The organism is Muricoccus roseus (genome assembly GCF_900141905.1).
In the GTDB taxonomy this organism is placed as follows: domain Bacteria; phylum Pseudomonadota; class Alphaproteobacteria; order Acetobacterales; family Acetobacteraceae; genus Roseomonas; species Roseomonas rosea.
The window spans coordinates 105,900-126,888 of sequence record NZ_FQZF01000010.1 but is presented as its reverse complement, the minus strand read 5'-3'; the positions used below and the strand labels follow the sequence as shown (position 1 = coordinate 126,888).

Genomic DNA, 20,989 nt, shown 5'->3' with positions numbered 1-20,989 from the left:
TCCATGGCCCTGCACCGCACCGAGATCCCGCCCGAGACCCTAGAGCTACTGCGCCGTGGCGTGGCGATTCCCGCCCATCCCCTGGCCCTGGATTCCAGCCGCCGCTTCGACCGGCGCCGCCAACGTGCTCTCAGCCGCTACTACGTCGATGCCGGCGCGGGCGGGCTGGCCGTCGGCGTGCACACCACCCAGTTCGAGATTCGGGATGTCGGCCTCTATCGACCCGTGCTGGAAGCCGCGATGGAGGACAGCCGCGCCTGGACCGACCGGCTGCTGGTGATGGTCGCGGGCCTTGCTGGCCGCACCGAACAGGCGGTGCAGGAGGCGACGACCGCCGCCGGCCTGGGCTACCATGCCGGCCTGCTCAGCCTCGCGGCCATGAAGGGCGCCGCCCCCGGCGAAATCATCGCCCATTGCCGCCGCGTGGCGGAGGAGATCCCGCTGGTCGGCTTCTATCTCCAGCCCGCGGTCGGCGGCGTGTCGCTCGGCCCGGATTTCTGGCGCGAGTTCTGCAGCATCGACAATGTCGTCGCCGTGAAGGTCGCCCCCTTCAACCGCTACCGCACGCTCGATGTGGTCCGCGGCCTGGTGGAGGCCCGGGCCGAAGAGCGCGTGACCCTCTACACCGGCAATGACGACCACATCGTGCTCGACCTCGTCACCCCCTTCACGGTGAAGCGCGATGGGAAGCCGGTCACCCTGCGCTTCCAGGGCGGGCTGCTCGGCCATTGGTCCGTCTGGACGCGGGGCGCCGTGCGGCTGCTACAACGGCTGAAGGAGGCGGTCGCCGCCGGGCCGATCCCGCCGGAGATCCTTGCTCTCGACTCCGCCGTCACCGACTGCAACGCGGCCTTCTTCGACGTCGCGAATGATTTCCACGGCTGCATCGCGGGCTGCCACGAGATCCTGCGGCGGCAGGGGCTGCTGGAGGGAACCTGGTGCCTCAACCCCGATGAGGGGCTCAGCCCAGGCCAGGCGGAGGCGATCGACCGGATCTGCCGCCTCTATCCCGAATTCTCCGACGACGCCTTCGTCGCGGGAAACCTGGAGCGCTGGCTGTCGTGACTGAGCCCCTCATCCAGCTCGACAAGGTCCGCAAGACCTATCGCAGCGACGGCCAGGACTTCATCGCGGTCTCCGATGTCAGCATGACGGTGAACGAGGGCGACCTCGTCTCGCTCGTCGGCCCCTCCGGCTGCGGCAAGACAACGGTGCTAAAGATCCTCGCCGGGCTGCATGAGGCCGATGGCGGCACGGTGCGGATCGGTAATGCCACATCGGGCTTCGTGCCCGGCCGTGACGTGGGCATGGTGTTCCAGCAGGCGCTCCTGCTGAAGTGGCGCACCATCCTGGAGAACGTCACCCTTCCCGCCGAGATTCTCGGACTGCCACGGCGCGAGGCGCAGGAAAGGGCGCGCCACCTGCTCGCCATGGTCGGGCTTCGCGGGTTCGAGGCGAAGTACCCCTACCAGCTTTCCGGCGGCATGCAGCAGCGCGCCGCCATCGCGCGTGCACTGGTGCACGACCCCAAGCTCATCCTCATGGACGAGCCCTTTGGCGCGCTGGACGCCCTGACCCGCGAGCGGATGAACCTGGAGATGCTCCGCATCTGGCGGGAAAGCGGGAAGACCATCCTTTTCGTCACCCATTCCATCCAGGAAGCGGTCTTCCTCGGCGCGCGCTGCGCGGTGCTCACCGCCGGTCCGGCGCGCATGGCGGACTACTTCGACATCACGCTGCCGCCCGAGCGCGGGCTCGAGATCAAGACCTCCGAGGCCTTCGGCAGCTATGTGAAGCGAATCTACGGTCTGCTCGGGATGAGCTGACTTCGCGCGGGGCGGTGTCCATAGGGGCCGGACGGCCGCCCGACGCCCTCTCCTAATCAGCCTTCAGCCGGCCATCGCGCGCGGCCTTGCTGGACAGGGCGTGCTCCGCCTCCAGGATGCGCGCGAACTCCTCGGGAGTCCCGGCATAGGCTTCGCTGCCGAGATCGCGCGCGCTCGTGACCATCTGCGGGTCGCGAACGGCTTGCTGGATGGCGGCCGCGAGGCGGTCCCGCAAATCCTTCGGAGTACGAGCGGGGACGAGGAGGCCGATATAGGTCGTTCCGTCGATCTCTCCAAAGCCGAGTTGCGACACCGTCTTCACATCCGGCAGGGCAGGATCATTCGCCGGCCCGAGCACCGCCAGCGCTTGCAGCGCACCGGAGCGGATATGGGACAGAGCGCTCGTCACCTGGTCGAAATGCACATCGATCTGGCCGCCCAGCAGGTCGCTCAGCGCCGGTCCGGACCCACGATAGCTGACGGTGGTGAACTTGGCGCCGAGCAGGTTCTCGAGCTGGATCAGCGCGAGGTGGTTCGGCGTGCCTGGCCCGGAATGGGCTGCGTTGAGCTTCCCCTCTCCGGAGCGGGCATAACTGGCAAGGTCGGAGAAGCTGCGGAAGCGCCCGTCATTGCTGCGGGCGAGCAGCACCATGGAGCTGCGATTGACGAGGCTGAGCGGAGCGAAGTCCGCCGGCGTGTAGGGCGTGGTCGTCATCTCCGGAACGGTGACGATCACGCCGGCCCCGGCCAGGAGCAGCGTGTGCCCGTCAGGCGCGGTGCGGGCGACCTGCCCCGCGCCGATGGAACCTCCCGCGCCGGGACGATTATCGACGACGACGGACTGCCCGAGTACCTTGCCGAGCGCGGTCGCGACGATCCGGCCCACAAGATCGGTGTTTCCACCTGGGGCGAAGGGCACGACAATGGTGAGCGCCCTACTCGGGAAGCTCTGTGCCCTCACCCCCAAGGGGAGGGCACCGCCCGCGGCGGTGAGAGCGCCGAGCGTCAGAAGCCCGCGGCGATCAAGTGGCATGCTTTCCTCCTGTTCTTTCTTGGTCCGGGTTCCGCGCCTTACGGCCCCGGTTCTTGCCGTGCAGCAAAAGTCCCGCGGGGCAGGGAGCGCCCCCTCCCCTGCCCGCCCGGGCTCACACCGTTTCCAGTGCCTCGTAGCGAAGCACGGCCTTCAGCGTCTCCTCGATGCGCGCGCGCTGAGCGTCGCTGGTGGGCGGCATGGGCGCGCGCGGCAGGCCTGCGTCACAGCCCTGGAGCGTGAGGGAGGTCTTTATGTTCGCCGGGAGGTTATCGGCCACGATGGCGTTCCAGTAGGCGAGCATCGCCTTGTGCATTTCGAAGGCCCTGGCGTGGTCCCCGGCCTGGGCAGCCTTCCACAGCGCCACGCAGACACCGGGGATGGCGGCGGGCGTGGCCGCGATCGTGCCATGCGCGCCGAGCGCAAAGGAGGAATAGAGCAGTGCGTCGATGGCCGAGTAGATCTTGCAGCCCTTCGGCACACCGAGCAGCAGGTCGGCCATCAGCTTCAGGTCGCCCTGGCTCTGCTTGACGCCCTGAACGCCGGGCAGCTCGCTCATCAGGCGGATGAGTTGGGCGGGGGTGCAGTAGTTCCAGGGCACCACGTTGTAGATGATGACCGGCGTGCCCACGGCTTCGGTCAGCGCCTTGAAGTGGCGGAAGGTGGAGGCCTCGTCCGGCTTGAAAAGGTAGTGCACGGGCGTGACCTGCAGCGCCGCGACAGGCAGGTGCTCAATGGCCTTCGCACGGTTGATCGCGTCGCGCGTGCTGTTCGAGATGATGCCAGCCACGATCGGAACAGCTCCGTTCACCTCCTCGGCGGTGATCTCCATGATCCGGCGGAACTCGTCGAGCGTGAGGGTGTGGCCCTCGCCGCTGCTGCCGCCAGGGCACACGCCGTGGACGCCCCTGGCCAGGTTGAAGCGGATCACGTTGCGGAAGGCCGTCTCGTCAATCTCCCCCTCTGCCGTGAACGGCGTGACGAGGGGCGGGATAACGCCGGTCAGGTCGAGGCTCATGGACTTGTCCCTTCTTCGGTGGGCGTGCCGGGTCCGTACGGGTCCTGGCTACCCCCTAACATGTCAGAACTCTGGCCGGCACCATGCTGACATGTCAACCACCGTTCAATAAAGCTGGCCGGCGTCGTGGGCACGCGCGATAATCGGTCGGCCAGACAAGGAGCATGCGTGCTGATGGTGGCCAGGGCTGAGGCAGCAACGACCATGGAGGCGGGAGAGGTTGGCGCCGCGCCAGCAACCCAGCGCAGCCTGGCCTACCAGGGCTTCCGGCAGCAGATCATCGACGCCCGCATCCGGCCCGGGCAGTTCGTCTCCCAGCGGGAGTTGGTAGGCCTGCTCGGCATGTCGCTCGCCGCGGTGCGGGAGATGGTACCGCGGCTGGAGGCGGCCGGGCTGATCCGCGCCGTCCCCAAGCGCGGCCTCCAGGTCGCTCCCGTCGACATGAAGCTCATCCGCAATGCCTGGCAGGTCCGCGCCATGGTCGAGCGGGAGGCAACGCTCCATTTCGCCCGGACCACGCCCCCTGCCATCGTCCGCGAGCAGATTGCCGCGCATGAGGCGATCCTGACGCGGGCCCTCGCCTCGCGATCCGACGCATCCCTGGAGAAGGACGCGCAGGCGGTTGACTGGGGCCTTCATGACATGATGGTGGACGCGATCGGCAACGAGATCCTGTCTGAGATCTATCGCGTGAATAGCCTGCATGTCCGGCTGATTCGCTTCGATGCGGAAGCGCTTCGCCCGATGCAGGTCGTGCCCGCCATGCGCGAGCATCTCGCCTTCCTGCAATCCCTCGCTGAGGGACGCCCCGATGAGGCGCTGGCCCATATGATGGCGCATATCGAGAGCTCCAAGCGCCGGGTCATCGAGGTCATGACGCAGACGGGCGGGCACCTTCCTGGCTAGGCCGCCCGGCCGAATGATCGCGCCCATCCCCGAACCCTGACCGGCGCCTTCCCGCCAGCTTCCGCCGCCTGCGTGCCCAGAATCCCTCACCGCCGCGATCGCGGCCACCGCCACGTCTACCAGCTGGCGAGGCGCCGCAACCGCGGGGTCTTCTTATGCTGATGCTCGGCCATCCGCCGAAGCAGCGTGTCCAGCTCCCGAACCGCCTCGAACACGTGCGGGCCCTTGTTGAGCATGACGCATTCGGCACGGGATGCCATGGCTGCGTCCGTCATCTCCCCGCGCGAAGGCATGCCCTTCTTCACCAGGTTCTCCAGGACCTGAGTGGCCCAGATCACCGGAACATGCGCCGCCTCGCCGATCCAAAGGATCTCCTCCTGCATCTCGGCCACCCGTGCGAAGCCGATCTCCACCGCGAGATCCCCGCGGGCGATCATGATCGCGGTGGGCTGCCGTCCGGCGGCGCGAACGACGATCTCCGGCAGGGCCCTCACGGCACGCTGGGTCTCGATCTTCAGGATCACGGAGAGGCGCTGCCAGTCCTCCGGCCGGCGCGCCGCGAGCGCATCCTGCAGATCCTTCATGTCTGCCGCAGACTGCACGAAGGAGTAGCCGACCCCATCCGCATGACGCACGATGAAGTCGAGGTCCTCCAGGTCCTTCGCGGTCAACGCAGCGCAGCGCAGATCCGTATCGGGGAAGTTGATCCCCTTTTCCCGCTTCAGCTTCACGCCCTTGGCGTCCGCCCGCGTGACGCGGGTGAGGAGGCACCCATCATCGGCACGGTCGATCACGGCGCCGATTTTGCCGTCATCCAGGAAGACCCGCTCTCCTGCCCTGGCCATGCCGAACACCTCGGCCAGAGTGCATTCCGCGGCGAAGTCGGCCTCGTCCTCGTCCAGCCGGCGGAGGCCGCCGGGCGGCACGATGGCGAGACGCGCGCCCTCAAGGATGCGCTTTCCATCGCGCAGATGGCGGACCTTGCCCGTGCGGATCTTGGGGCCGGCCAGGTCCATCAGAATCCGCAGGCGGCGGCCGGTCTCGCTCTCCGCAGCCCGGACATGCTCCACCATGCGGGCCCAGATCGTCGCGTCGTCATGGGCGCAGTTGATCCGCACGGCCTCCACGCCGCACCGCGCGAGCTCGAGCATGAAGCCGGGCCCATCGGCCGCCTCGGAGGGGCAGGTCACGAGAAGGCCGACCTGCCGGTCCGGCGAGACCGGCCCGAGCACCTCCTCCGTCCGCCGCGCGAGCAGTTCCTGGCCGGCAAAGAAGGCCGCCTCCGAGGGCCAATCGCCCCCTTCCTGCCCGGCTAGCCGCCCGAGCGTGGCCTCGACCGCCTCCAGCCCCGGAAGCACGCGGCTCTCCAGCCGCCCCAGCGAGGACAGGCCAAGCGCCATCAGCGGCGACTGCAACGCGCGAAGGTCCCGGTGCCGCAGGGCGAGGTAGTGGGCCAGGTTTCTCGCGCTCGGGCCGAACTCCGGCCGATGCAGGCACTCGGCCCAGCCGGCGACGGCGGCCTCCCCTTCCTCGCGCACGGCCTGGCGAAGGCGGGCGACCTCACCGTGCAGCGCGACGATGTCCGGCCTGGGCGATGGCCGCATGGCGCGTGCCGGCTTCTTCACGGGGAGTCGAGCGGCCGGCTTCAACTGCTTCATCGAAAAACCCCATCCGCGACAGGGCCGCTGCCCTAGCCCATGCGTCGCGGCGGTGGTGTGAAAAAGGTGTGAAGCCGCGGCCCCGCGCCGATTCGCGGCCGAAGAACCGTCTCCCGCGCCCGCCGCGTCACGTCGGGTCGAGCATGGTTCCCGTGCGCATCCGGCGCAGGTGCCAGTCGAACGCCTCCTGCAGGAGATGCGGGGTATGCCCGCCGAGTCTCGCGGCGCGCGCGGCATAGTCGAGGGCGGCGTCCCGGTAGAGCGGATGGACGCAGCGCTCGATGATGACCCGCGCCCTTTCGCGCGGGGCAAGCCCACGGAGGTCGGCCAGACCCATCTCGGTCACCAGCACGTCCACATCATGCTCGTTATGGTCCACATGCGTCACCATCGGCACCACGGAGGAGATCGCATGACTCTTGGCCGTGGAGCGGGCCACGAAGATGGACATGTAGGCGTTGCGCGCGAAGTCCCCGGAGCCGCCGATGCCGTTCATCATCTGCGTCCCGTTCACATGGGTCGAGTTGACGTTACCGTAGATGTCGAACTCCAGCGCCGTGTTGATGCCGATGATGCCGAGACGGCGAATCACCTCGGGATGGTTGCTGATCTCCTGAGGCCGCAGGACGATCCTGTCCTTGTAGCTCGCCAGGTTAGAGAGGAAGCGCTCCGTCATCCGGGGACCGAGGGTGATGGAGGAGCCGGAGGCGAAGGAGAGCTTACCGGCGTCGAACAGCTCGATCGTGCTGTCCTGCAGAACCTCGCTGTACATCCTCAGGTCCCGGAACGGGCTGTCGATCAGCCCGTGCAGCACCGCATTGGCGATCGTGCCGATGCCGGCCTGGAGCGGGGCAAGCCCCATGCCCAGGCGGCCCTGCTTCACCTCATGGCGGAAGAACTCGATAAGGTGGCCCGCGATGGCCGCCGTCTCCGCATCCGGCGGCTCGTTGGCCGAGGGGCTGTCACTGCGCTCGGAGAAGACGATGGCCGCGATCTTCGTCGGCTCGATCGGAATATAGGGAAGCCCGACGCGGCTCTCGCACGATGTCACCGGGATCGGCTCGCGATGCGGGCGGCGCGTGGGAATGTAGACGTCGTGCAGCCCCTCCAGCTCCATCGGCTGGCTGAGATTGATCTCCACGATCACCTTCTCGGCCAGAATGGCGAAGGTCGCCGAATTGCCGACCGAGGTGGTCGGGATAATGCCCCCATCCTCGCGGATCGCGGCGGCCTCCACGATCGCGACATCGATTGGGCCCATCTGGCGGGACCGCAGCAGCTCCACCGTCTCGGACAGATGCTGGTCAACGAACATCACCTCCCCCCGGTTGATGGCGGCGCGGAGCACGGGATCGACCTGGAAGGGCAGGCGGCGTGCCAGGATCCCGGCTTCCGTCAGCCGCCGGTCGATGTCATTGCCGAGAGATGCGCCCGTCATCAGCGTGATCTGGAAGGGATCCACCATCGCCCGCTCGGCCATGGCCAGCGGCACCGCCTTCGCCTCACCCGCCCGCGTAAAGCCGCTCATGCCCACGGTCATGCCGTCCTGGATGAGACGGGCCGCCTGCTCCGGCGTGCAGACCTTGTCGAGAAGGGAAGGGCGACGGATGCGGTGGTTGTACATGTCTCGTGCACCTGGTGGAGCAATAAAGGCGGCGGGTGGCAGGCAGGGCGTGATAGGCAAGGTGCATAAGCGCCGGGTTAACCAGGATCAACGGATGATTCCCGCCGGGGTGGTCCGACAGTCCTCGCCGCCTTACCTGTGTCCGCGCGGCACCATGAGGGAGATTTGCAGGGATGGCGGATGACGCAGCGGTGACGGAGCACGTGCATTTCGTCTTCGATGGCCATCGGATCGAGTCCAGCTCCAAGACATCTCTGTTACAGGCCTGGGCCGCCGCGGGGCTGCCGCTGACGGAGAATGTCGGCTGCATGGGGCAGGGCGTGTGCGGCGCCTGCCGCGTGCTGGTGCGCCGCAAGGGGGAGCGGCTGGCCGGCACCGCGCTGGCCTGCGAGACCCTCCCGGAGGAGGGGATGCAGGTGTCCTTCCTCGACCACTTCCCCGCCCGCCGCCCCCATGCCTATGACCTGCACGCGCTGACCGACAGCTGGACCGCGATCGACGAGATCGACAAGGTCTTCCCCGAGGCCAAGAACTGCCGCCATTGCAGCGGCTGCGACCGCGCCTGCCCCAAAGGCATCGAGGTGCAGCGCATGGTGAACCTCGCCGCGGTGGGCCAGGCCTTCGCGGCGGCGGAGCTCTTCGATCACTGCGTCATGTGCAACCTCTGCGTCGCCGCCTGCCCGGAGCATATCGACCCGGCGCATCTCGGCCAGTTCGTGCGCCGCATGGCGGCCTCGCTGACGCTGCGCCCCTCGGACCTGATCATGCGCCTCCACGAGATCGAGGATGGGCGCCAGGTCATCGACCCCGACGCGCCCGGCGCGAACCCGCCGGTGGCTCCGTGAGCGTCGCCCCGGTGAGTGTCCCCCATGCCCGCGCGCTTGAGGCCTGGCGAAGCGCGGCGCCAGCCGCTCCGCGGGCCTGCGAACTGCCGGTCCCCGAGCTGCTGCATGGCTTTCATCCGGACCACCGGCCCGGGGCGATGCAGACGCTGCGCGTCGGCCCCAGCGCCGGCTTGCCCTGCCCGGCGGAACTGGCCGATCTCCTCCAGGCGGATTCGCTGGTGGAGGACGTGGACATCGCCGGCGCGCCGATGCTCGACACGGATGTGCTGGTGATCGGCGGTGGCGGTGCGGGCTGTATCGCGGCCCTGACGGCCGCGCGCGCCGGCGCCCGGGTGCTGCTCGCCACGAAGCTGCGGATCGGCGACAGCAACACCGTGATGGCCGAGGGCGGCATCCAGGCTGCCGTGGGGGCGGAGGACAGCCTCCAGCGCCATTTCGAGGACACGCTGCGGGCCGGCCATTTCGCAGCCGACAAGGCGCTCGTCTCCGCCCTCGTCTCCGACGGGCCGGATGCGGTCCGCTGGCTCATCCAGGAAGGCATGAGCTTCGACCTGACGGAGAACAGCCAGCGCATGGGCGGCACGCTCCTGCGCAAGACGCCGGGCGGCGCGACCGCGGCGCGGCTGCTCTCCTACCGCGATTTCACAGGGCTGGAGCTGATGCGGGCGGTGCGGGAAGCGACCCTGCTGCAGCCCAGCATCGTCATCATGGACCGCCATCCCGCGATGGAGCTGCTGACCGACGACCGCGGCCGCTGTGCCGGGGCGGCGCTCCATGATCTCGCCCGTGGACGCACGGTGCTGGTGCGCGCGGGGGCGACGGTGCTCGCCACCGGTGGGTCCGGGCGGCTGCACATCGCGGGCTTCCCCACATCCAACCACTACGGCGCCACGGCCGATGGGCTGGTGCTGGCGTATCGGCTCGGCGCCCCGCTGCGGGAGATCGACAGCTTCCAATACCATCCCACCGGCATCGCCTGGCCGCACCACCTCGAAGGGGCGCTGGTGAGCGAGGCGGCGCGCTCCTCGGGCGCCTTCCTGGTGAACGGGCTGGGGCAGCGCTTCGTGGAGGAGCTGCGCCCCCGCGACGTGGTGGCCTCCGCCATTCTGCGCGAAATCGCCGAAGGGCGCGGAGTGGAGCGGGACGGCAGCACGGGCGTATTCCTCGACACGCCCTCGCTGGAGCGGGCGCAGCCCGGTATCCTCGGCAGGAGCCTCGTCACCCTCACCCATCTGGCGCATCGCGCCGGCTTCGACGCGGCGGCCGAGCCCTTCCTGATCCGCCCGACGCTGCACTACCAGAATGGCGGCGTCGCGATCGATCCGTCAGGGCGCACGGACGTGCCCGGCCTGCTCTGCGCCGGCGAGGTGGTGGGTGGCCTGCACGGCCGGAACCGGATGATGGGCAATGCGCTGCTGGAGCTGGTGGCCTTCGGCCGCCGTGCCGGCGCCGCCGCCGCCGCGGATGCACGAGGGGAGCGCCCCCGCAATGTCGGGCTGACCCACTTGGCGGACTGGCGGCGCGCCCTGCTCATCCAGGGCCTGTCGCTGAGCCGCAAGGCACCGATGATCTTCCCCCCCTACGGCAACTTCGATGCCGCCACGGCGCGAGGAAAGGCAGCATGACCGTACTCACCGCTGAGGCGATCCGCGTCGGCCCCGACCTCGATGCCTGGCTGAAGGCCGGGGGTGGGGAGGGCCTCTCCCAGGCGCTCGACGACCCCGCCGCCATCATCCCGACGATCGAGGCCGCCGGGCTGCGCGGCCTGGGCGGCGCCGGCTTCCCAACGCACCGGAAATGGTCCGCCGTCGCGGCCCAGCCCCGCCTTGCAGGCGAGGGCAAGTGGGTGATCTGCAACGGCAATGAGGACGAGCCCGGCACCTTCAAGGACCGCTTCCTGCTCTCCCGCACGCCGCACCAGGTGATCGAGGGCGCGCTGATCGGTGCGCTGGCCGTCGGCGCCACGAATGTCGCCCTCTACGTCAATCCACGCGAGGCGGCCTCGGTGGAAGCGACCCGCGCGGCGGTGGCGGCCTGGACAGGTCACGATCTCCTGTCCCGGCTCTCCGAAGCGCTGGGCGAGCCCCTGCGGATCGGGGTCTTCGAGGGATCGGGCCTCTATGTCGGTGGGGAGGAGACCGCCGCGGTCGCCAGCGTCATGGGTCGCTTCCCGTTTCCCTCGCTGAAGCCGCCCTTCCCGGCGGAGGCCGGCGTGAACGGCGCGCCGACACTGCTGAATAATGTCGAGACCTTCGCCCATGTGCCGCACATCCTGCGCCATGGGCCGGAATGGTACCGTGGACTGGGACGCGGCGGCGCGGCGGGGACGAAGCTCTTCTCCCTCTCCGGCGACGTGCTGCGCCCCGGCCTGCACGAGTTGCCGATGGGAACCTCGCTGCGGGAACTGGTCTTCGGCTGCGGCGGCGGGATGCTGGCGGATCGGGGCTTCAAGGCCGTCTTCACCGGCGGCCCCTCTAACACGCTGCTGACCGACGCGTATCTCGACGTCGCGCTCGACTTCGACAGCCTTCGCGACCGCGGATCCCGCCTCGGCACGGGCGCCATGATCGTGGTGGGAGAGGGAACCAGCATCCTCCGCAAGACGGCGGAGTATGTAGCCTTCTTCGCAGCCAATTCCTGCGGCCAGTGCCCCCCCTGCAAGGTCGGGACGCACCAGGTGTCCCGTATCCTCGGCAGGATCGAGGCAGGGGCCGGACGGCCCGGCGATCTGGAGGCGCTGGAGAACCTGACGCAACTGCTGCCGGGCAGCGGCCGCTGCGGCCTGGTGGATGGGGCGGCCACCGTGCTGGCCAGCTCCATCAAGACCTTCCGCGGCGAGTATGAGCGGGCGCTGAGACACGGCTGAGCCGCAAGGCGCCGCGCCCCCTCCACGGATCGCCCACACCCAAACCTCCGCCCCTGCCACGCGCCTGCCCCGTATGCGACCAACCTGGCCCCGGCACAGATCGACAAGGACCCGCGATGTACGAGCGTCTTCGAGCGATGTTCCTGTACTTCAACAGCGTCGTTCCATTCCGGCTGAAGCCGGCCATCATCACCACCCTCGTACTCTTCGCACTGCTGATGGTGCCGACGCCTGATGGGCTGACACCCAAGGCATGGGGGCTGGTGGCGATCTTCCTGACAACCATCGTGGCCATCATCCTCAAGGTCATGCCGATCGGCGTGATGGCGATGATGGCGATCGTGATCATCGCGCTGTCGCAGGTCACCTCCACCTCGTCCAAAGGCGCCGTCGCCGATGCGCTGGCCAGCTTCTCCAACCCGCTGATCTGGCTGATCGTCGTGGCGATCCTGATCTCGCGCGGCCTGAAGAAGACAGGGCTCGGCAGCCGGATCGGCCTGGTCTTCATCTCACTGCTTGGCCGCCGGACCACCGGCATCGGCTATGGCCTCGCGGTATGCGAGCTGGTGCTGGCGCCGTTCACGCCCAGCAACACCGCGCGCGGCGGCGGCATCGTGCATCCGATCATGAAGTCCATCGCCACGGCCTTCGGCTCGGACCCTGCCAACGGCACCGAGCGCAAGATCGGCACCTATCTGGCGCTCGTGAACATACATGCCAACACGATCACCTCCGGGATGTTCGTCACCGCGACCGCGCCCAACCCGTTGGTCGTGGACTACGTGGCGCGGGTGACCAATGGCAGCTTCCACCTGTCCTGGACGACCTGGGCCTTGTGCATGCTCCTGCCCGGCCTCGCCTGCCTGCTGCTGATGCCGCTCGCGATCGGCCTGCTTTCCCCGCCCGAGGTGAAGGCCACCCCGGGCGCGGTCGACTACGCGCGCGAGGAGCTCAAGCGCATGGGCCCCCTGAGCGGGAAGGAGAAGGTGATGATCGGCACCTTCGTGCTTCTGCTGGTCCTCTGGGCCAATGTCCCGGCGATGCTGCTCGGCCCGGCCTTCACCCTGGATCCGACCGCGGTCGCCTTCGTGGGGCTGTTCACCCTCATCATCACCGGCACCATCGACTGGGACGACGTGCTCTCCGAGAAGAGCGCATGGGACACGCTGGTCTGGTTCGGCGCGCTGGTCATGATGGCGGAGCAGCTGAACAAGGTCGGCGTGATCGGCTGGTTCTCCAATGGGTTGAAGAACGGGATCATCGCGGCGGGCATGGGTTGGGAGGCTGCCGCCGCGCTGCTGGTGCTGCTGTTCGTGTTCTCGCACTACCTGTTCGCCAGCACCACGGCGCATGTCAGCGCGATGATGCTCGCCTTCCTCACCGTGGGCGTGCAGCTGGTGCCGCCCGAGTACCACGTTCCCTTCCTGCTGATGATGACCGCCGGCTCGACCATCATGATGACGCTCACCCATTACGCGACCGGCACCTCGCCGATCATCTTCGGCAGCGGTTACGTGACCCTGGGCAACTGGTGGCGCGTGGGCTTCCTGATGTGCGTCGGCGAGCTGGCCATCTTCGCGGTCCTTGGAGGGATCTGGTGGAAGCTGCTGGGCTACTGGTAGGTCCGGGAAAGCGGCCATCGCGGCTCTGCCTCCGTGGTCCGGGCCGGCCAGCGCAGGTGGGAGACCCCTCCGGCGAGATCGCCGGGTGGGGCCGTCCCGCTATTCGCTCGCCCAATCCACACGGCGGGTGACCGCCATCACCACCGAGAGCGCGAGGAACAGGGCCGTGGCGCCGGCGAGTAGCGCATAGGCCTCCAGGCTCAGCACGACATAGAGAAAGCCGAACAGCCCGGCGAGCACGCAGGCGAAGAGCCCAGTCAGCCCCGCCCGCCGCGTCACCGCCCCGGTATAGACCGAAGCCTGGACCACGACGGCCGCGGTGCTGATCGCATAAGCCGCTGCGAAACCCAGCGGCCCGCCGAAAGCCAGCAGCAGCAGCAGGGGAAACAGCACGAGCGAGAGGCCGAGCAGCCCATACTGCACGATATGGATGCGCACCCCTGCCACCAGCTCGAACAGCACATAGGTCAGGAAGGCGAGCACGAAGAACACCACCGCGTATTTCGAGGCGCGGGTCACCATGCGGTAGGTGGGCACCGCCTCCAGCAGATCCACGCCCACCTGCGTCTCCCCGGCCATCAGCGTCCCGCACCAGCCCGGACCGAGGTTCCGGACCAGAAGCTGGCCGGCGCCTTCCCGCCACTCCGCGCTGAAGCCGGCATCCCGCACCTCGGCGCGCACGGGCAGGCCGGCGCCGCTGAAGCTTGGGGTCACCCAGGGCGCGACGACGGACAGCTCGGCCCGGCGGGCGAGCGGCAGGAGGCCGAAACGGCCGGTGCCGCGCAGGGACAGGGCGCCGGCGACGCTCAGGGACAGGCCAGGCTCAGGCGGGCCATCCAGCCCCAGGTCCCAGCGGATCAATTCGGTCCCGATGCAGCCGTTCTCCGACGCGTCCCGCGCCACCAACTCCCGGCCCTCGACCGAGAGGCGGGCAGCCGCCGCGGCGGAGCGCAGGTCGGTGGCACCGGTCGCCAGGAAGGCCTCGCGCCATAGCAGCTCGGCTCCGGGGTCGGCGGTCACCGCCGGCACGACGATGCTGGCGGAAAGTGCCACCTCGGCCTCGTAGATCACGGCCTCGAACAGCCCGCGCCGGCGCCGCTCCGGCGAAAGCGCCGCCTCGGCCTTCATCTGCGTGGGCAGGACCGCGACGGCACCCCGCTCCCACCGGAGCGGGCCCGTCTCATGGGGTGCGCGCGGCGCCGGGCTGCGGGTCGGCACGACCAGGACGGGACCCAGCACGGATTGCGCGGGGCCCCAGCTCCGCGCGATGCCGTCGCGCACCTGCTCCTGGTAGGACTCCCGCTCCTCGATCACCGCCTCGATCATCAGATGCGGCACGAGCAGCAGGAGCAGCAGGCCGCCGACAAGGGCGAGCTTGCCCGCCCGCCCGAGCCGGAGGAAAGGACGGGCCGGCATGGGCTTGGGTGAGGAGAGGGGCGAATGCGGGATATCGCTCATGGGCTTGGCCTTATCGGGTAAGGCCGCCATCCTCCCAGCGGGCCGTGCCGGACGGATGGCGCCGGCAGGGAAAGCCTGTGCCGGAGCCGTGCAAATCCGGTGCAGACGGCCGGGGAGAGGTCCATGCCGCGCATCCTGATCGTGGATGACGACCCAGCGATCAGGGAGGTGGTGCACGGACCGGGTCTCTCCCCCGCCAATGCCGCGCGTGCGTTCGACCCCTTCTTCACCACGGCGCGGGACCGCGGCGGTACCGGGCTGGGGCTCGCAATCTCGCGCGCCCTGGTGGAGGGGGCGGGTGGCAGCATCGCGCTCCTCCCTTCCGCGACGGGCGCGACGTTTCGGATCGTCCTGCCACGGGCGACATAGGGCTCGCCGGCCGGGCAACCGACGCGGCGAGGTTGCTCCGAACGGACCGCCCTTCTCGCCGGCATCGGCGGGCCGGGGCCCGCTGAGCGGGCGCCCCTCGGCGCGGGGTGGTCGAGCAGGGTGGCTCTAATCGGGGGGGCCGAGCCTGTAGCCAACCCCCGGCTCGGTCCGGATCAGCGTGGCCGCCTCCCCGAGCTTCTGGCGAAGATGCCCGATATAGACACGCAGATATTGCGAACTCTCGGCATGGCCTGGCCCCCATACGGCCGAGAGAAGCTGGCGCTGGGTGACCACGCGCCCAGCCCCGGCCCGGGCCAGCGCGGCGAGCAGGCCCCACTCGCGCGGCGTCAGCTTGAGCGGCGTCCCGCCCAGCCTGGCCGCCCGCGCGGCGAGGTCGATTTCCAGCTCACCCAGCCGAATCTGCACCGCCGGCGCGTCCTGCCCCGCGGCAGCCGCCGCGCGCCGCAGGGATGCCCTGAGGCGCGCGAGCAGTTCGGCGAGGGCGAAGGGCTTTTGCACGAAGTCATCCGCTCCGCCGTCCAGCGCCGCCACCTTGGCCGCTTCCCCGTCGCGGGCGGAGAGCACGATGATCGGCGCCGCGGTGAAGGCACGCAGACGAGGGATGACCTCCTGCCCGTCCAGGTCGGGCAGCCCAAGATCCAGCAGCACGGCGGAAGGCGCATGCGTCGCGGCGAGGTTCAGGCCCGCCATGGCGTTCTCCGCCCGCAGCGGCTCGTAGCCCGAAGCGGTCAGCGCGGGGCTCAGGAAGCGGTGGATCTGCGGCTCGTCATCAATCACCAGGATGCGCGGAGGAGCGAGGTTGGAAGGGGTGCTGGTCATGAGGCGAACCGAAGGGTCACGCGCGTCCCGCGCCCCTCCCGGATGGGGCTCTCGGCCGTGATCTGCCCCCCCATTGCGACCGCAAGGCCGCGCGCGATGGCAAGGCCGAGGCCGGTGCCCGCCGCGATCCGGTCGGTGCGAGAAGCGCGGAAGAAGGGATCGAAGATGCGGGCGAGATCTTCGCGCGGAATACCCGGCCCGTCATCCTCGACAGAGACCAGGACGCTCGCGCCGTCTCGCCGGGCCAGGATGGCGACCTTGCCCTGAGCGCCCGAGAACTTCAGGGCGTTATCGAGCAGGTTGGCAAGGATCTGGCCGAACAGCACCGGGTCCAGCAAGGGGGCCGGCAGCGGACCGGCGATGCGGCAATCCACCTGCCGCCCTGTCGCATGCTCCACCCGCTCTACGGCCGCCTCCAGGGCCGAGGGCAGGTCCACCGGCTCGCGCCGCAGGGCAACCTGCCCGCTCTCGAGTCGCACCATGTCGAGAACGTTGGAAGCGAAGCGGGTGAGGCGCACCGTCTCCTCCTCGGCCGCGAGGATCAGGTCCGCCCGGGCCTCCGGCGAGAGCGCGTCGCCCATGGTCCGCAGCGTCTCCAGCGACCCGCGGATGCCGGTCAGCGGCGTGCGGAGGTCATGGCCGAGCGAGGTGAGGAGGGTGGTCCGCAAGGCGTCCGCCTCCGCCCGGACCGCGCCGCGCGCGCGCTCCTCCATCAGTTCCGCCCTTTCCAGCGCAATGGCCGCCTGGTCGAGCAGGGCGTCCAGCGTGCGCTGGCGCTCCGGGTCCAGATGCTCCGGGCGGTCGGCGAAACGGAAGCCGATCAGGCCCGCGACGCCCTGCGCCGTGGGCAGCGGCTGGAACCGCCATGAGACGGTGGGCAGGGTATCCGTGCCCCACCCGGTCACGCGCCCCTTGGCATAGGCCCAGCGTGCGGCGGCCATGGAGGCGTCGTCCGGCTCGGCCGAGGGCGGGGCGGCGGCACGGATGATCAGGTCGGTGTCGTCCGGCTGGCGCTCTCGCGGCAGGCCGAGGCCCGGCAGATCCTCGCCCGAAAGCGGCATGAGGACGCAGCAGGGACATCCGGCGACCCGCTCGGCTTCCTCGGCGATGAGGGCCAGCAAGGCAGCGCGGTCCATCGGCGCGCCAAGGCGCCGGCTGAACTCCACCAGCCGCCGCAGCCCGAAGACTCGCGCCTGGGCGGTGCGCGCCTTGCGGCCCAGCCGCCCCGCGGTGCCTGCGAGCAGCAGGGCCACCAGCCCGAAGACGAGGGCACCCACCACCTCCTGCGGGCCGTCGATGGTCAGGGTGTAGCGCGGCTCGATGAACAGGTAGTTCCAGAGCAGGAAGGACAGGACCGCCGTGGCGAGGCCATGAACGGGACCGAAGCCGACAGCCGATGCCACCGTCGCAGCCAGATAGATCATGCCGAGCGACCCCTCGGTCACCCGCTCATCCAGCGCGAGGCCGATCGCCGTCGCGCCCAGCACGAAGGTGGAGGCGCTCGCCCAGCCGACCCAGGTCGGGAATGCGCGCCGCTCCGGCGCCGCCGGCGCGCGCCCCACGGCGGTGGGGCTCGGCACCAGATGCAGCGTGAAGTCCGCGGCCCGGCGCAGCAGCACGGCCGAGAGGGTGCGCCCGGTCAGGCGTCGCCAGAGCGGTGGACGGCCGCGGCCCATGACGAGATGCGTGGCATTCCTGGCCCGCGCCGCGGCCAGGATCGCGCGCGGCAGGTCGGTGTCCACCACCGTTTCCGTCTCGGCGCCCAGCGTCTCCGCGGCCCGGAGCGCGGCGGTTGGCGCGGCGGCCGGCCCGGCATCCGGTTCTCCCGGCTGCTCCACATGCAGCGCCACCAGCGGCGCGCGGAGCGCGTCCGCGATGCGGCGCGCATGCCGCACGACGCCTTCGGCCGAGGCTTCCGCCCCCACCAGCACCATCACCCGGTCGCCCGCCGGCCAGGGTCCCGCGATGGCATTGGCCCGCATGTACCCCGTGACGTCGGCGTCCACCCGCTCCGCCATCCGGCGCAGCGCCATCTCGCGCAAGGCGGCCAGGTTGCCCTCGCGGAAGAAGCCCTTCAGGGCCCGCGCCGCCTGGTCGGGGCGGTAGACCCTGCCCTGGCGCAGCCGCTCCAACAACTCGGCCGGCGGAATGTCGATCAGCTCGACGGCGTCCGCCCCGGCCAGCACGTGGTCGGGCACGGTCTCGGCCACGCGCACGCCGGTGATGCGCGCCACCGCCTCGGAGAGGCTCTCCAGGTGCTGCACGTTCATCGCCGTCCATATCTCGATGCCGGCGGCACGCAGCTCCTCCACGTCCTGCCAGCGCTTGGGGTGGCGGCTGCCTGGCGCGTTGCTGTGGGGCAGCTCGTCCAGCACGAGGATGGCGGGGCGGCGAGCCAGGGCGCCGTCCAGGTCGAACTCCTCCAGCACCTGCGCGCGATAGGCGATGCGCGCGCGCGGCAGCACCTCCAGCCCCGCGACCTGGACGGCGGTCTCGGCGCGGCCATGGGTCTCCACCAGCCCGATCACGACATCGGCGCCGCCCAATGCGCGGCGGCGCGCCTCCGTCAGCATCTCGTAGGTCTTGCCGACGCCGGGGGCGGCACCGAGGAACACCTTCAGGCGTCCCTGCCCTTCCTGCTTCGCCCGGGCCAGCAGCGCATCGGGGTCGGGGCGGGCGGCTCCGCCATGTTCCAGTTGCCGGCGTGCTCTCACGGGAACGGAATACCGCGCGATATCGTCACGCCGATTGTCACTCTTCCAACCTCGATGCCGACGAGCGGCCCGGCGTGACGGCCAGCCCGGAGGCGTGATGCTGCCCGCGTCCGTGTAAAAACGCGATCATCCATTCACCGCAGCCCTGTAAAAACCACATAAAAACGGCGCTCCGCAGGGCGGACCGGTGCCGCCTTTATGCGCTTTTTACGGGCGCCTCCCAAATCCGGAATAGCCTCTTTACGCGCGTCTTTTCATTGAAGTCCGGACCGCCGGCAGTTCCCGGCAGGAGGACTCACGATGATGGACCTTCTCGTCCTCGGTATCGGCCTCGGCGCCTTCGCGCTGCTGGCCACCTACGTCGCCGGCTGCGACCGGGTCTGACGCGCCATGCTGGAACTGATCCTGGGCGGCGCCGTGGCCGCCGGCCTACTGGCCTATCTTCTATGGGCGCTGCTGCGTCCCGAGGGGCTGTGATTCCATGACCCTCATCGGCTGGGCGCAGATCGCCCTCGTGCTCACGCTCGTGCTCGCGGCCGCCATGCCGCTCGGGCGCTATATCGCGGCGGTCGCGGATGGCCGCGTGGCCTGGCTGCGCCCCATGGAGACGCTGCTCTATCGCCTCGGCGGGATCGACCCCAGCCGCGGACAGGACTGGAAGGGCTACGCGCTCGCCATGCTGACGGCGAATGCGGCGGGCTTCCTTCTCCTCTTCGCCATTCTCCGCCTGCAGGGCGTGCTGCCGCTCAACCCGCAGGGCGTTCCCGGCATGTCCTCCTGGCTCGCCTTCAATACGGCCGTCAGCTTCGTGACGAATACGAATTGGCAGGCCTATTCGGGCGAGGTCGCGGCGTCTTACCTCGCCCAGATGGCCGGGCTGGCCGTGCAGAACTTCCTCTCGGCCGCCACCGGCATCGCGCTGGCGCTCGCCGTCTCCCGCGCCTTCGCGCGCGGTGGCCTGCGGGAACTGGGCAGCTTCTGGGCCGACCTCACCCGCGTGACGCTCTACATCCTGCTGCCCCTCGCGCTCGTCCTGGGGGCCGCCTTCGTGGCGCTCGGCATCCCCCAGACCTTCGCGGGCCCTGTCACCGCGACGACGCTGGAGGGAGCGGAGCAGCTCATCCCGCTCGGTCCCGCGGCCTTCCAGGTGGCGATCAAGCACCTCGGCACGAATGGCGGCGGCTTCTTCGGCGTGAACTCGCTGCATCCCTTCGAAGGGCCGGACGCCCTGGTGACCGCGCTGCAGATCTGGGCGCAGGCCGTCATTCCCTTCGCGCTCTGCCTCACCTTCGCCCGCATCGTCGGCGACCGCCGCCAGGGCCGCGCCCTGCAGGCGGTGATGCTGGGCTTCGTGGTTGCCGCTACCGCCGCCATCTATGCCGCCGAGGCCGCGGGCAACCCCGCCTTCGCTGCCCTGGGCGTCGACCCCGCCATGGGCAACATGGAGGGCAAGGACATCCGCTTCGGCCTGCCGCTCGTCGCGCTTTTCACCGCCACGACCACGGGCGCCTCCTGCGGCGCGGTGAACGCGATGCTCGACAGCTTCACGCCCCTCGGCGGCATGGTGCCCCTCTTCCTCATCCAGCTCGGCGAGGTGTTGCCGGGCGGCGTGGGCTCCGGCCTCTATGGCATGCTCGTCTTCGCCCTGCTCGCCGTCTTCGTCGCCGGGCTGATGGTGGGGCGGACGCCGGAATACCTGGGCAAGAAGGTGCAGGCCCGGGAGATCAAGCTGGCCATGCTCGCCGTGCTGGTCCTGCCCGCCACCATCCTCGGCTTCACCGCCATTTCCGTGGTGCTGCCCCAGGCGGCCTCCTCCATCCAGGACGCCGGGCCGCACGGCCTGACGGAGATGCTCTACGCCTACACCTCCGCCGCCGGGAACAACGGCTCGGCCTTTGGCGGGCTGGCCGCCGACACGCCCTGGATGAACGCCACGCTCGGCATCGCGATGCTGCTCGGCCGCTTCGGCTATGTGGTGCCGGTCATGGCCATTGCCGGATCGCTGGCCGCCAAGCCGCGCGCGCCGGAAGGCGCGGGCACCTTCCCCACCCACGGCCCGCTCTTCGTCGGCCTGCTGGCAGGCGTGATCCTCATCCTGGGCGGGCTGCAATTCCTGCCCTCCCTCTCCCTCGGTCCCATCGCCGAGCACTTCGCCCTGCTCGCTGGCAAGACCTTCTGAGGCCCGATCCCGATGCTCGACACCACCACAGGCG

The 20,989-nt window shown here is 69.7% G+C and carries 17 protein-coding genes; 10 read left to right on the top strand and 7 right to left on the bottom strand.

What is annotated here, in order from left to right; all coding sequences use genetic code 11:
* The first annotated feature begins 3 nt into the window (after positions 1–3).
* Both BUB97_RS10385 and BUB97_RS10380 read left to right on the top strand, forming a co-directional pair.
* On the top strand, positions 4–1,065 hold the full coding sequence (locus BUB97_RS10385; protein ID WP_086062089.1) for a dihydrodipicolinate synthase family protein: 1,062 nt from the start codon (positions 4–6) through the stop codon (positions 1,063–1,065).
* Positions 1,062–1,826, top strand: a complete 765-nt coding sequence (locus BUB97_RS10380) for an ABC transporter ATP-binding protein (RefSeq protein WP_245818266.1) — start codon at positions 1,062–1,064, stop codon at positions 1,824–1,826. Before BUB97_RS10385 ends, BUB97_RS10380 begins: the two co-directional genes overlap by 4 nt.
* Positions 1,827–1,878: 52 nt before the next feature.
* On the opposite strand, the gene BUB97_RS10375 is transcribed toward BUB97_RS10380, so the two are convergent.
* A complete protein-coding gene (locus BUB97_RS10375; protein ID WP_073134369.1) occupies positions 1,879–2,859 on the bottom strand; it encodes a Bug family tripartite tricarboxylate transporter substrate binding protein in 981 nt (326 codons plus the stop codon).
* Between the two features lie 112 nt (positions 2,860–2,971).
* Positions 2,972–3,874: a dihydrodipicolinate synthase family protein gene (locus BUB97_RS10370; RefSeq protein ID WP_073134365.1), complete on the bottom strand. Its 903-nt coding sequence runs from the start codon at positions 3,872–3,874 to the stop codon at positions 2,972–2,974.
* A 174-nt stretch (positions 3,875–4,048) separates the two neighbouring features.
* Here BUB97_RS10370 and BUB97_RS10365 point away from each other — a divergent pair, with 174 nt between their 5' ends.
* Positions 4,049–4,780, top strand: coding sequence for a GntR family transcriptional regulator (locus BUB97_RS10365; RefSeq protein ID WP_086062088.1), 732 nt, complete (start codon positions 4,049–4,051; stop codon positions 4,778–4,780).
* A gap of 116 nt (positions 4,781–4,896) precedes the next feature.
* On the opposite strand, the gene BUB97_RS10360 is transcribed toward BUB97_RS10365, so the two are convergent.
* Complete coding sequence (locus tag BUB97_RS10360) at positions 4,897–6,384, bottom strand: pyruvate kinase (protein ID WP_073134527.1); 1,488 nt, start codon at positions 6,382–6,384, stop codon at positions 4,897–4,899.
* Between the two features lie 181 nt (positions 6,385–6,565).
* Positions 6,566–8,062 (bottom strand): acetyl-CoA hydrolase/transferase family protein, encoded by a 1,497-nt coding sequence (locus BUB97_RS10355; protein ID WP_073134361.1) that lies wholly within the window; start codon positions 8,060–8,062, stop codon positions 6,566–6,568.
* Positions 8,063–8,235: 173 nt separating this feature from the next.
* On the opposite strand from BUB97_RS10355, the gene BUB97_RS10350 reads away from it, so the two are divergent.
* From BUB97_RS10350 to BUB97_RS10335, 4 genes are all read left to right on the top strand, one after another.
* Positions 8,236–8,907, top strand: coding sequence for a 4Fe-4S dicluster domain-containing protein (locus BUB97_RS10350; protein WP_073134358.1), 672 nt, complete (start codon positions 8,236–8,238; stop codon positions 8,905–8,907).
* On the top strand, positions 8,904–10,532 hold the full coding sequence (locus tag BUB97_RS10345; protein WP_217659619.1) for an FAD-binding protein: 1,629 nt from the start codon (positions 8,904–8,906) through the stop codon (positions 10,530–10,532). Before BUB97_RS10350 ends, BUB97_RS10345 begins: the two co-directional genes overlap by 4 nt.
* Complete coding sequence (locus BUB97_RS10340; RefSeq protein ID WP_073134354.1) at positions 10,529–11,773, top strand: NADH-ubiquinone oxidoreductase-F iron-sulfur binding region domain-containing protein; 1,245 nt, start codon at positions 10,529–10,531, stop codon at positions 11,771–11,773. The genes BUB97_RS10345 and BUB97_RS10340 overlap by 4 nt, the downstream gene beginning before the upstream one ends.
* A gap of 116 nt (positions 11,774–11,889) precedes the next feature.
* On the top strand, positions 11,890–13,395 hold the full coding sequence (locus BUB97_RS10335) for a DASS family sodium-coupled anion symporter (protein ID WP_073134352.1): 1,506 nt from the start codon (positions 11,890–11,892) through the stop codon (positions 13,393–13,395).
* A 99-nt stretch (positions 13,396–13,494) separates the two neighbouring features.
* Here BUB97_RS10335 and creD read toward each other — a convergent pair whose 3' ends face one another.
* Positions 13,495–14,853 (bottom strand): cell envelope integrity protein CreD, encoded by a 1,359-nt coding sequence (creD, locus tag BUB97_RS10330; RefSeq protein WP_073134349.1) that lies wholly within the window; start codon positions 14,851–14,853, stop codon positions 13,495–13,497.
* Between the two features lie 123 nt (positions 14,854–14,976).
* Here creD and BUB97_RS10325 point away from each other — a divergent pair, with 123 nt between their 5' ends.
* Positions 14,977–15,222, top strand: coding sequence for an ATP-binding protein (locus tag BUB97_RS10325; protein ID WP_086062097.1), 246 nt, complete (start codon positions 14,977–14,979; stop codon positions 15,220–15,222).
* A 126-nt stretch (positions 15,223–15,348) separates the two neighbouring features.
* On the opposite strand, the gene BUB97_RS10320 is transcribed toward BUB97_RS10325, so the two are convergent.
* Positions 15,349–16,062 carry a response regulator gene (locus BUB97_RS10320; protein WP_073134344.1) on the bottom strand — a complete coding sequence of 238 codons (714 nt, stop codon included), beginning with the start codon at positions 16,060–16,062 and terminating at the stop codon, positions 15,349–15,351.
* Positions 16,059–18,776, bottom strand: a complete 2,718-nt coding sequence (locus BUB97_RS10315) for a sensor histidine kinase (protein WP_245818265.1) — start codon at positions 18,774–18,776, stop codon at positions 16,059–16,061. The genes BUB97_RS10320 and BUB97_RS10315 overlap by 4 nt, the downstream gene beginning before the upstream one ends.
* A 390-nt stretch (positions 18,777–19,166) precedes the next feature.
* Between BUB97_RS10315 and kdpF the strand changes: the two genes are divergently transcribed.
* Both kdpF and kdpA read left to right on the top strand, forming a co-directional pair.
* Positions 19,167–19,253 (top strand): K(+)-transporting ATPase subunit F, encoded by an 87-nt coding sequence (gene kdpF / locus BUB97_RS27450; protein ID WP_073134341.1) that lies wholly within the window; start codon positions 19,167–19,169, stop codon positions 19,251–19,253.
* Between the two features lie 4 nt (positions 19,254–19,257).
* Positions 19,258–20,955 carry a potassium-transporting ATPase subunit KdpA gene (gene kdpA, locus BUB97_RS10305; protein ID WP_073134339.1) on the top strand — a complete coding sequence of 566 codons (1,698 nt, stop codon included), beginning with the start codon at positions 19,258–19,260 and terminating at the stop codon, positions 20,953–20,955.
* Positions 20,956–20,989: the final 34 nt, after the last annotated feature.

Excerpts from the sequence above, each read along its gene's own strand:
- BUB97_RS10385 (WP_086062089.1), top strand. The coding sequence starts at position 4 with ATGGCCCTGCACCGCACCGAGATCCCGCCCGAGACCCTAGAGCTACTG.
- BUB97_RS10375 (WP_073134369.1), bottom strand. The coding sequence starts at position 2,859 with ATGCCACTTGATCGCCGCGGGCTTCTGACGCTCGGCGCTCTCACCGCC.
- BUB97_RS10370 (WP_073134365.1), bottom strand. The coding sequence starts at position 3,874 with ATGAGCCTCGACCTGACCGGCGTTATCCCGCCCCTCGTCACGCCGTTC.
- BUB97_RS10365 (WP_086062088.1), top strand. The coding sequence starts at position 4,049 with ATGGTGGCCAGGGCTGAGGCAGCAACGACCATGGAGGCGGGAGAGGTT.
- BUB97_RS10360 (WP_073134527.1), bottom strand. The coding sequence starts at position 6,384 with ATGCGGCCATCGCCCAGGCCGGACATCGTCGCGCTGCACGGTGAGGTC.
- BUB97_RS10355 (WP_073134361.1), bottom strand. The coding sequence starts at position 8,062 with ATGTACAACCACCGCATCCGTCGCCCTTCCCTTCTCGACAAGGTCTGC.
- BUB97_RS10350 (WP_073134358.1), top strand. The coding sequence starts at position 8,236 with ATGGCGGATGACGCAGCGGTGACGGAGCACGTGCATTTCGTCTTCGAT.
- BUB97_RS10340 (WP_073134354.1), top strand. The coding sequence starts at position 10,529 with ATGACCGTACTCACCGCTGAGGCGATCCGCGTCGGCCCCGACCTCGAT.
- BUB97_RS10335 (WP_073134352.1), top strand. The coding sequence starts at position 11,890 with ATGTACGAGCGTCTTCGAGCGATGTTCCTGTACTTCAACAGCGTCGTT.
- creD (WP_073134349.1), bottom strand. The coding sequence starts at position 14,853 with ATGAGCGATATCCCGCATTCGCCCCTCTCCTCACCCAAGCCCATGCCG.
- BUB97_RS10325 (WP_086062097.1), top strand. The coding sequence starts at position 14,977 with ATGCCGCGCATCCTGATCGTGGATGACGACCCAGCGATCAGGGAGGTG.
- BUB97_RS10320 (WP_073134344.1), bottom strand. The coding sequence starts at position 16,062 with ATGACCAGCACCCCTTCCAACCTCGCTCCTCCGCGCATCCTGGTGATT.
- kdpF (WP_073134341.1), top strand. The coding sequence starts at position 19,167 with ATGCTGGAACTGATCCTGGGCGGCGCCGTGGCCGCCGGCCTACTGGCC.
- kdpA (WP_073134339.1), top strand. The coding sequence starts at position 19,258 with ATGACCCTCATCGGCTGGGCGCAGATCGCCCTCGTGCTCACGCTCGTG.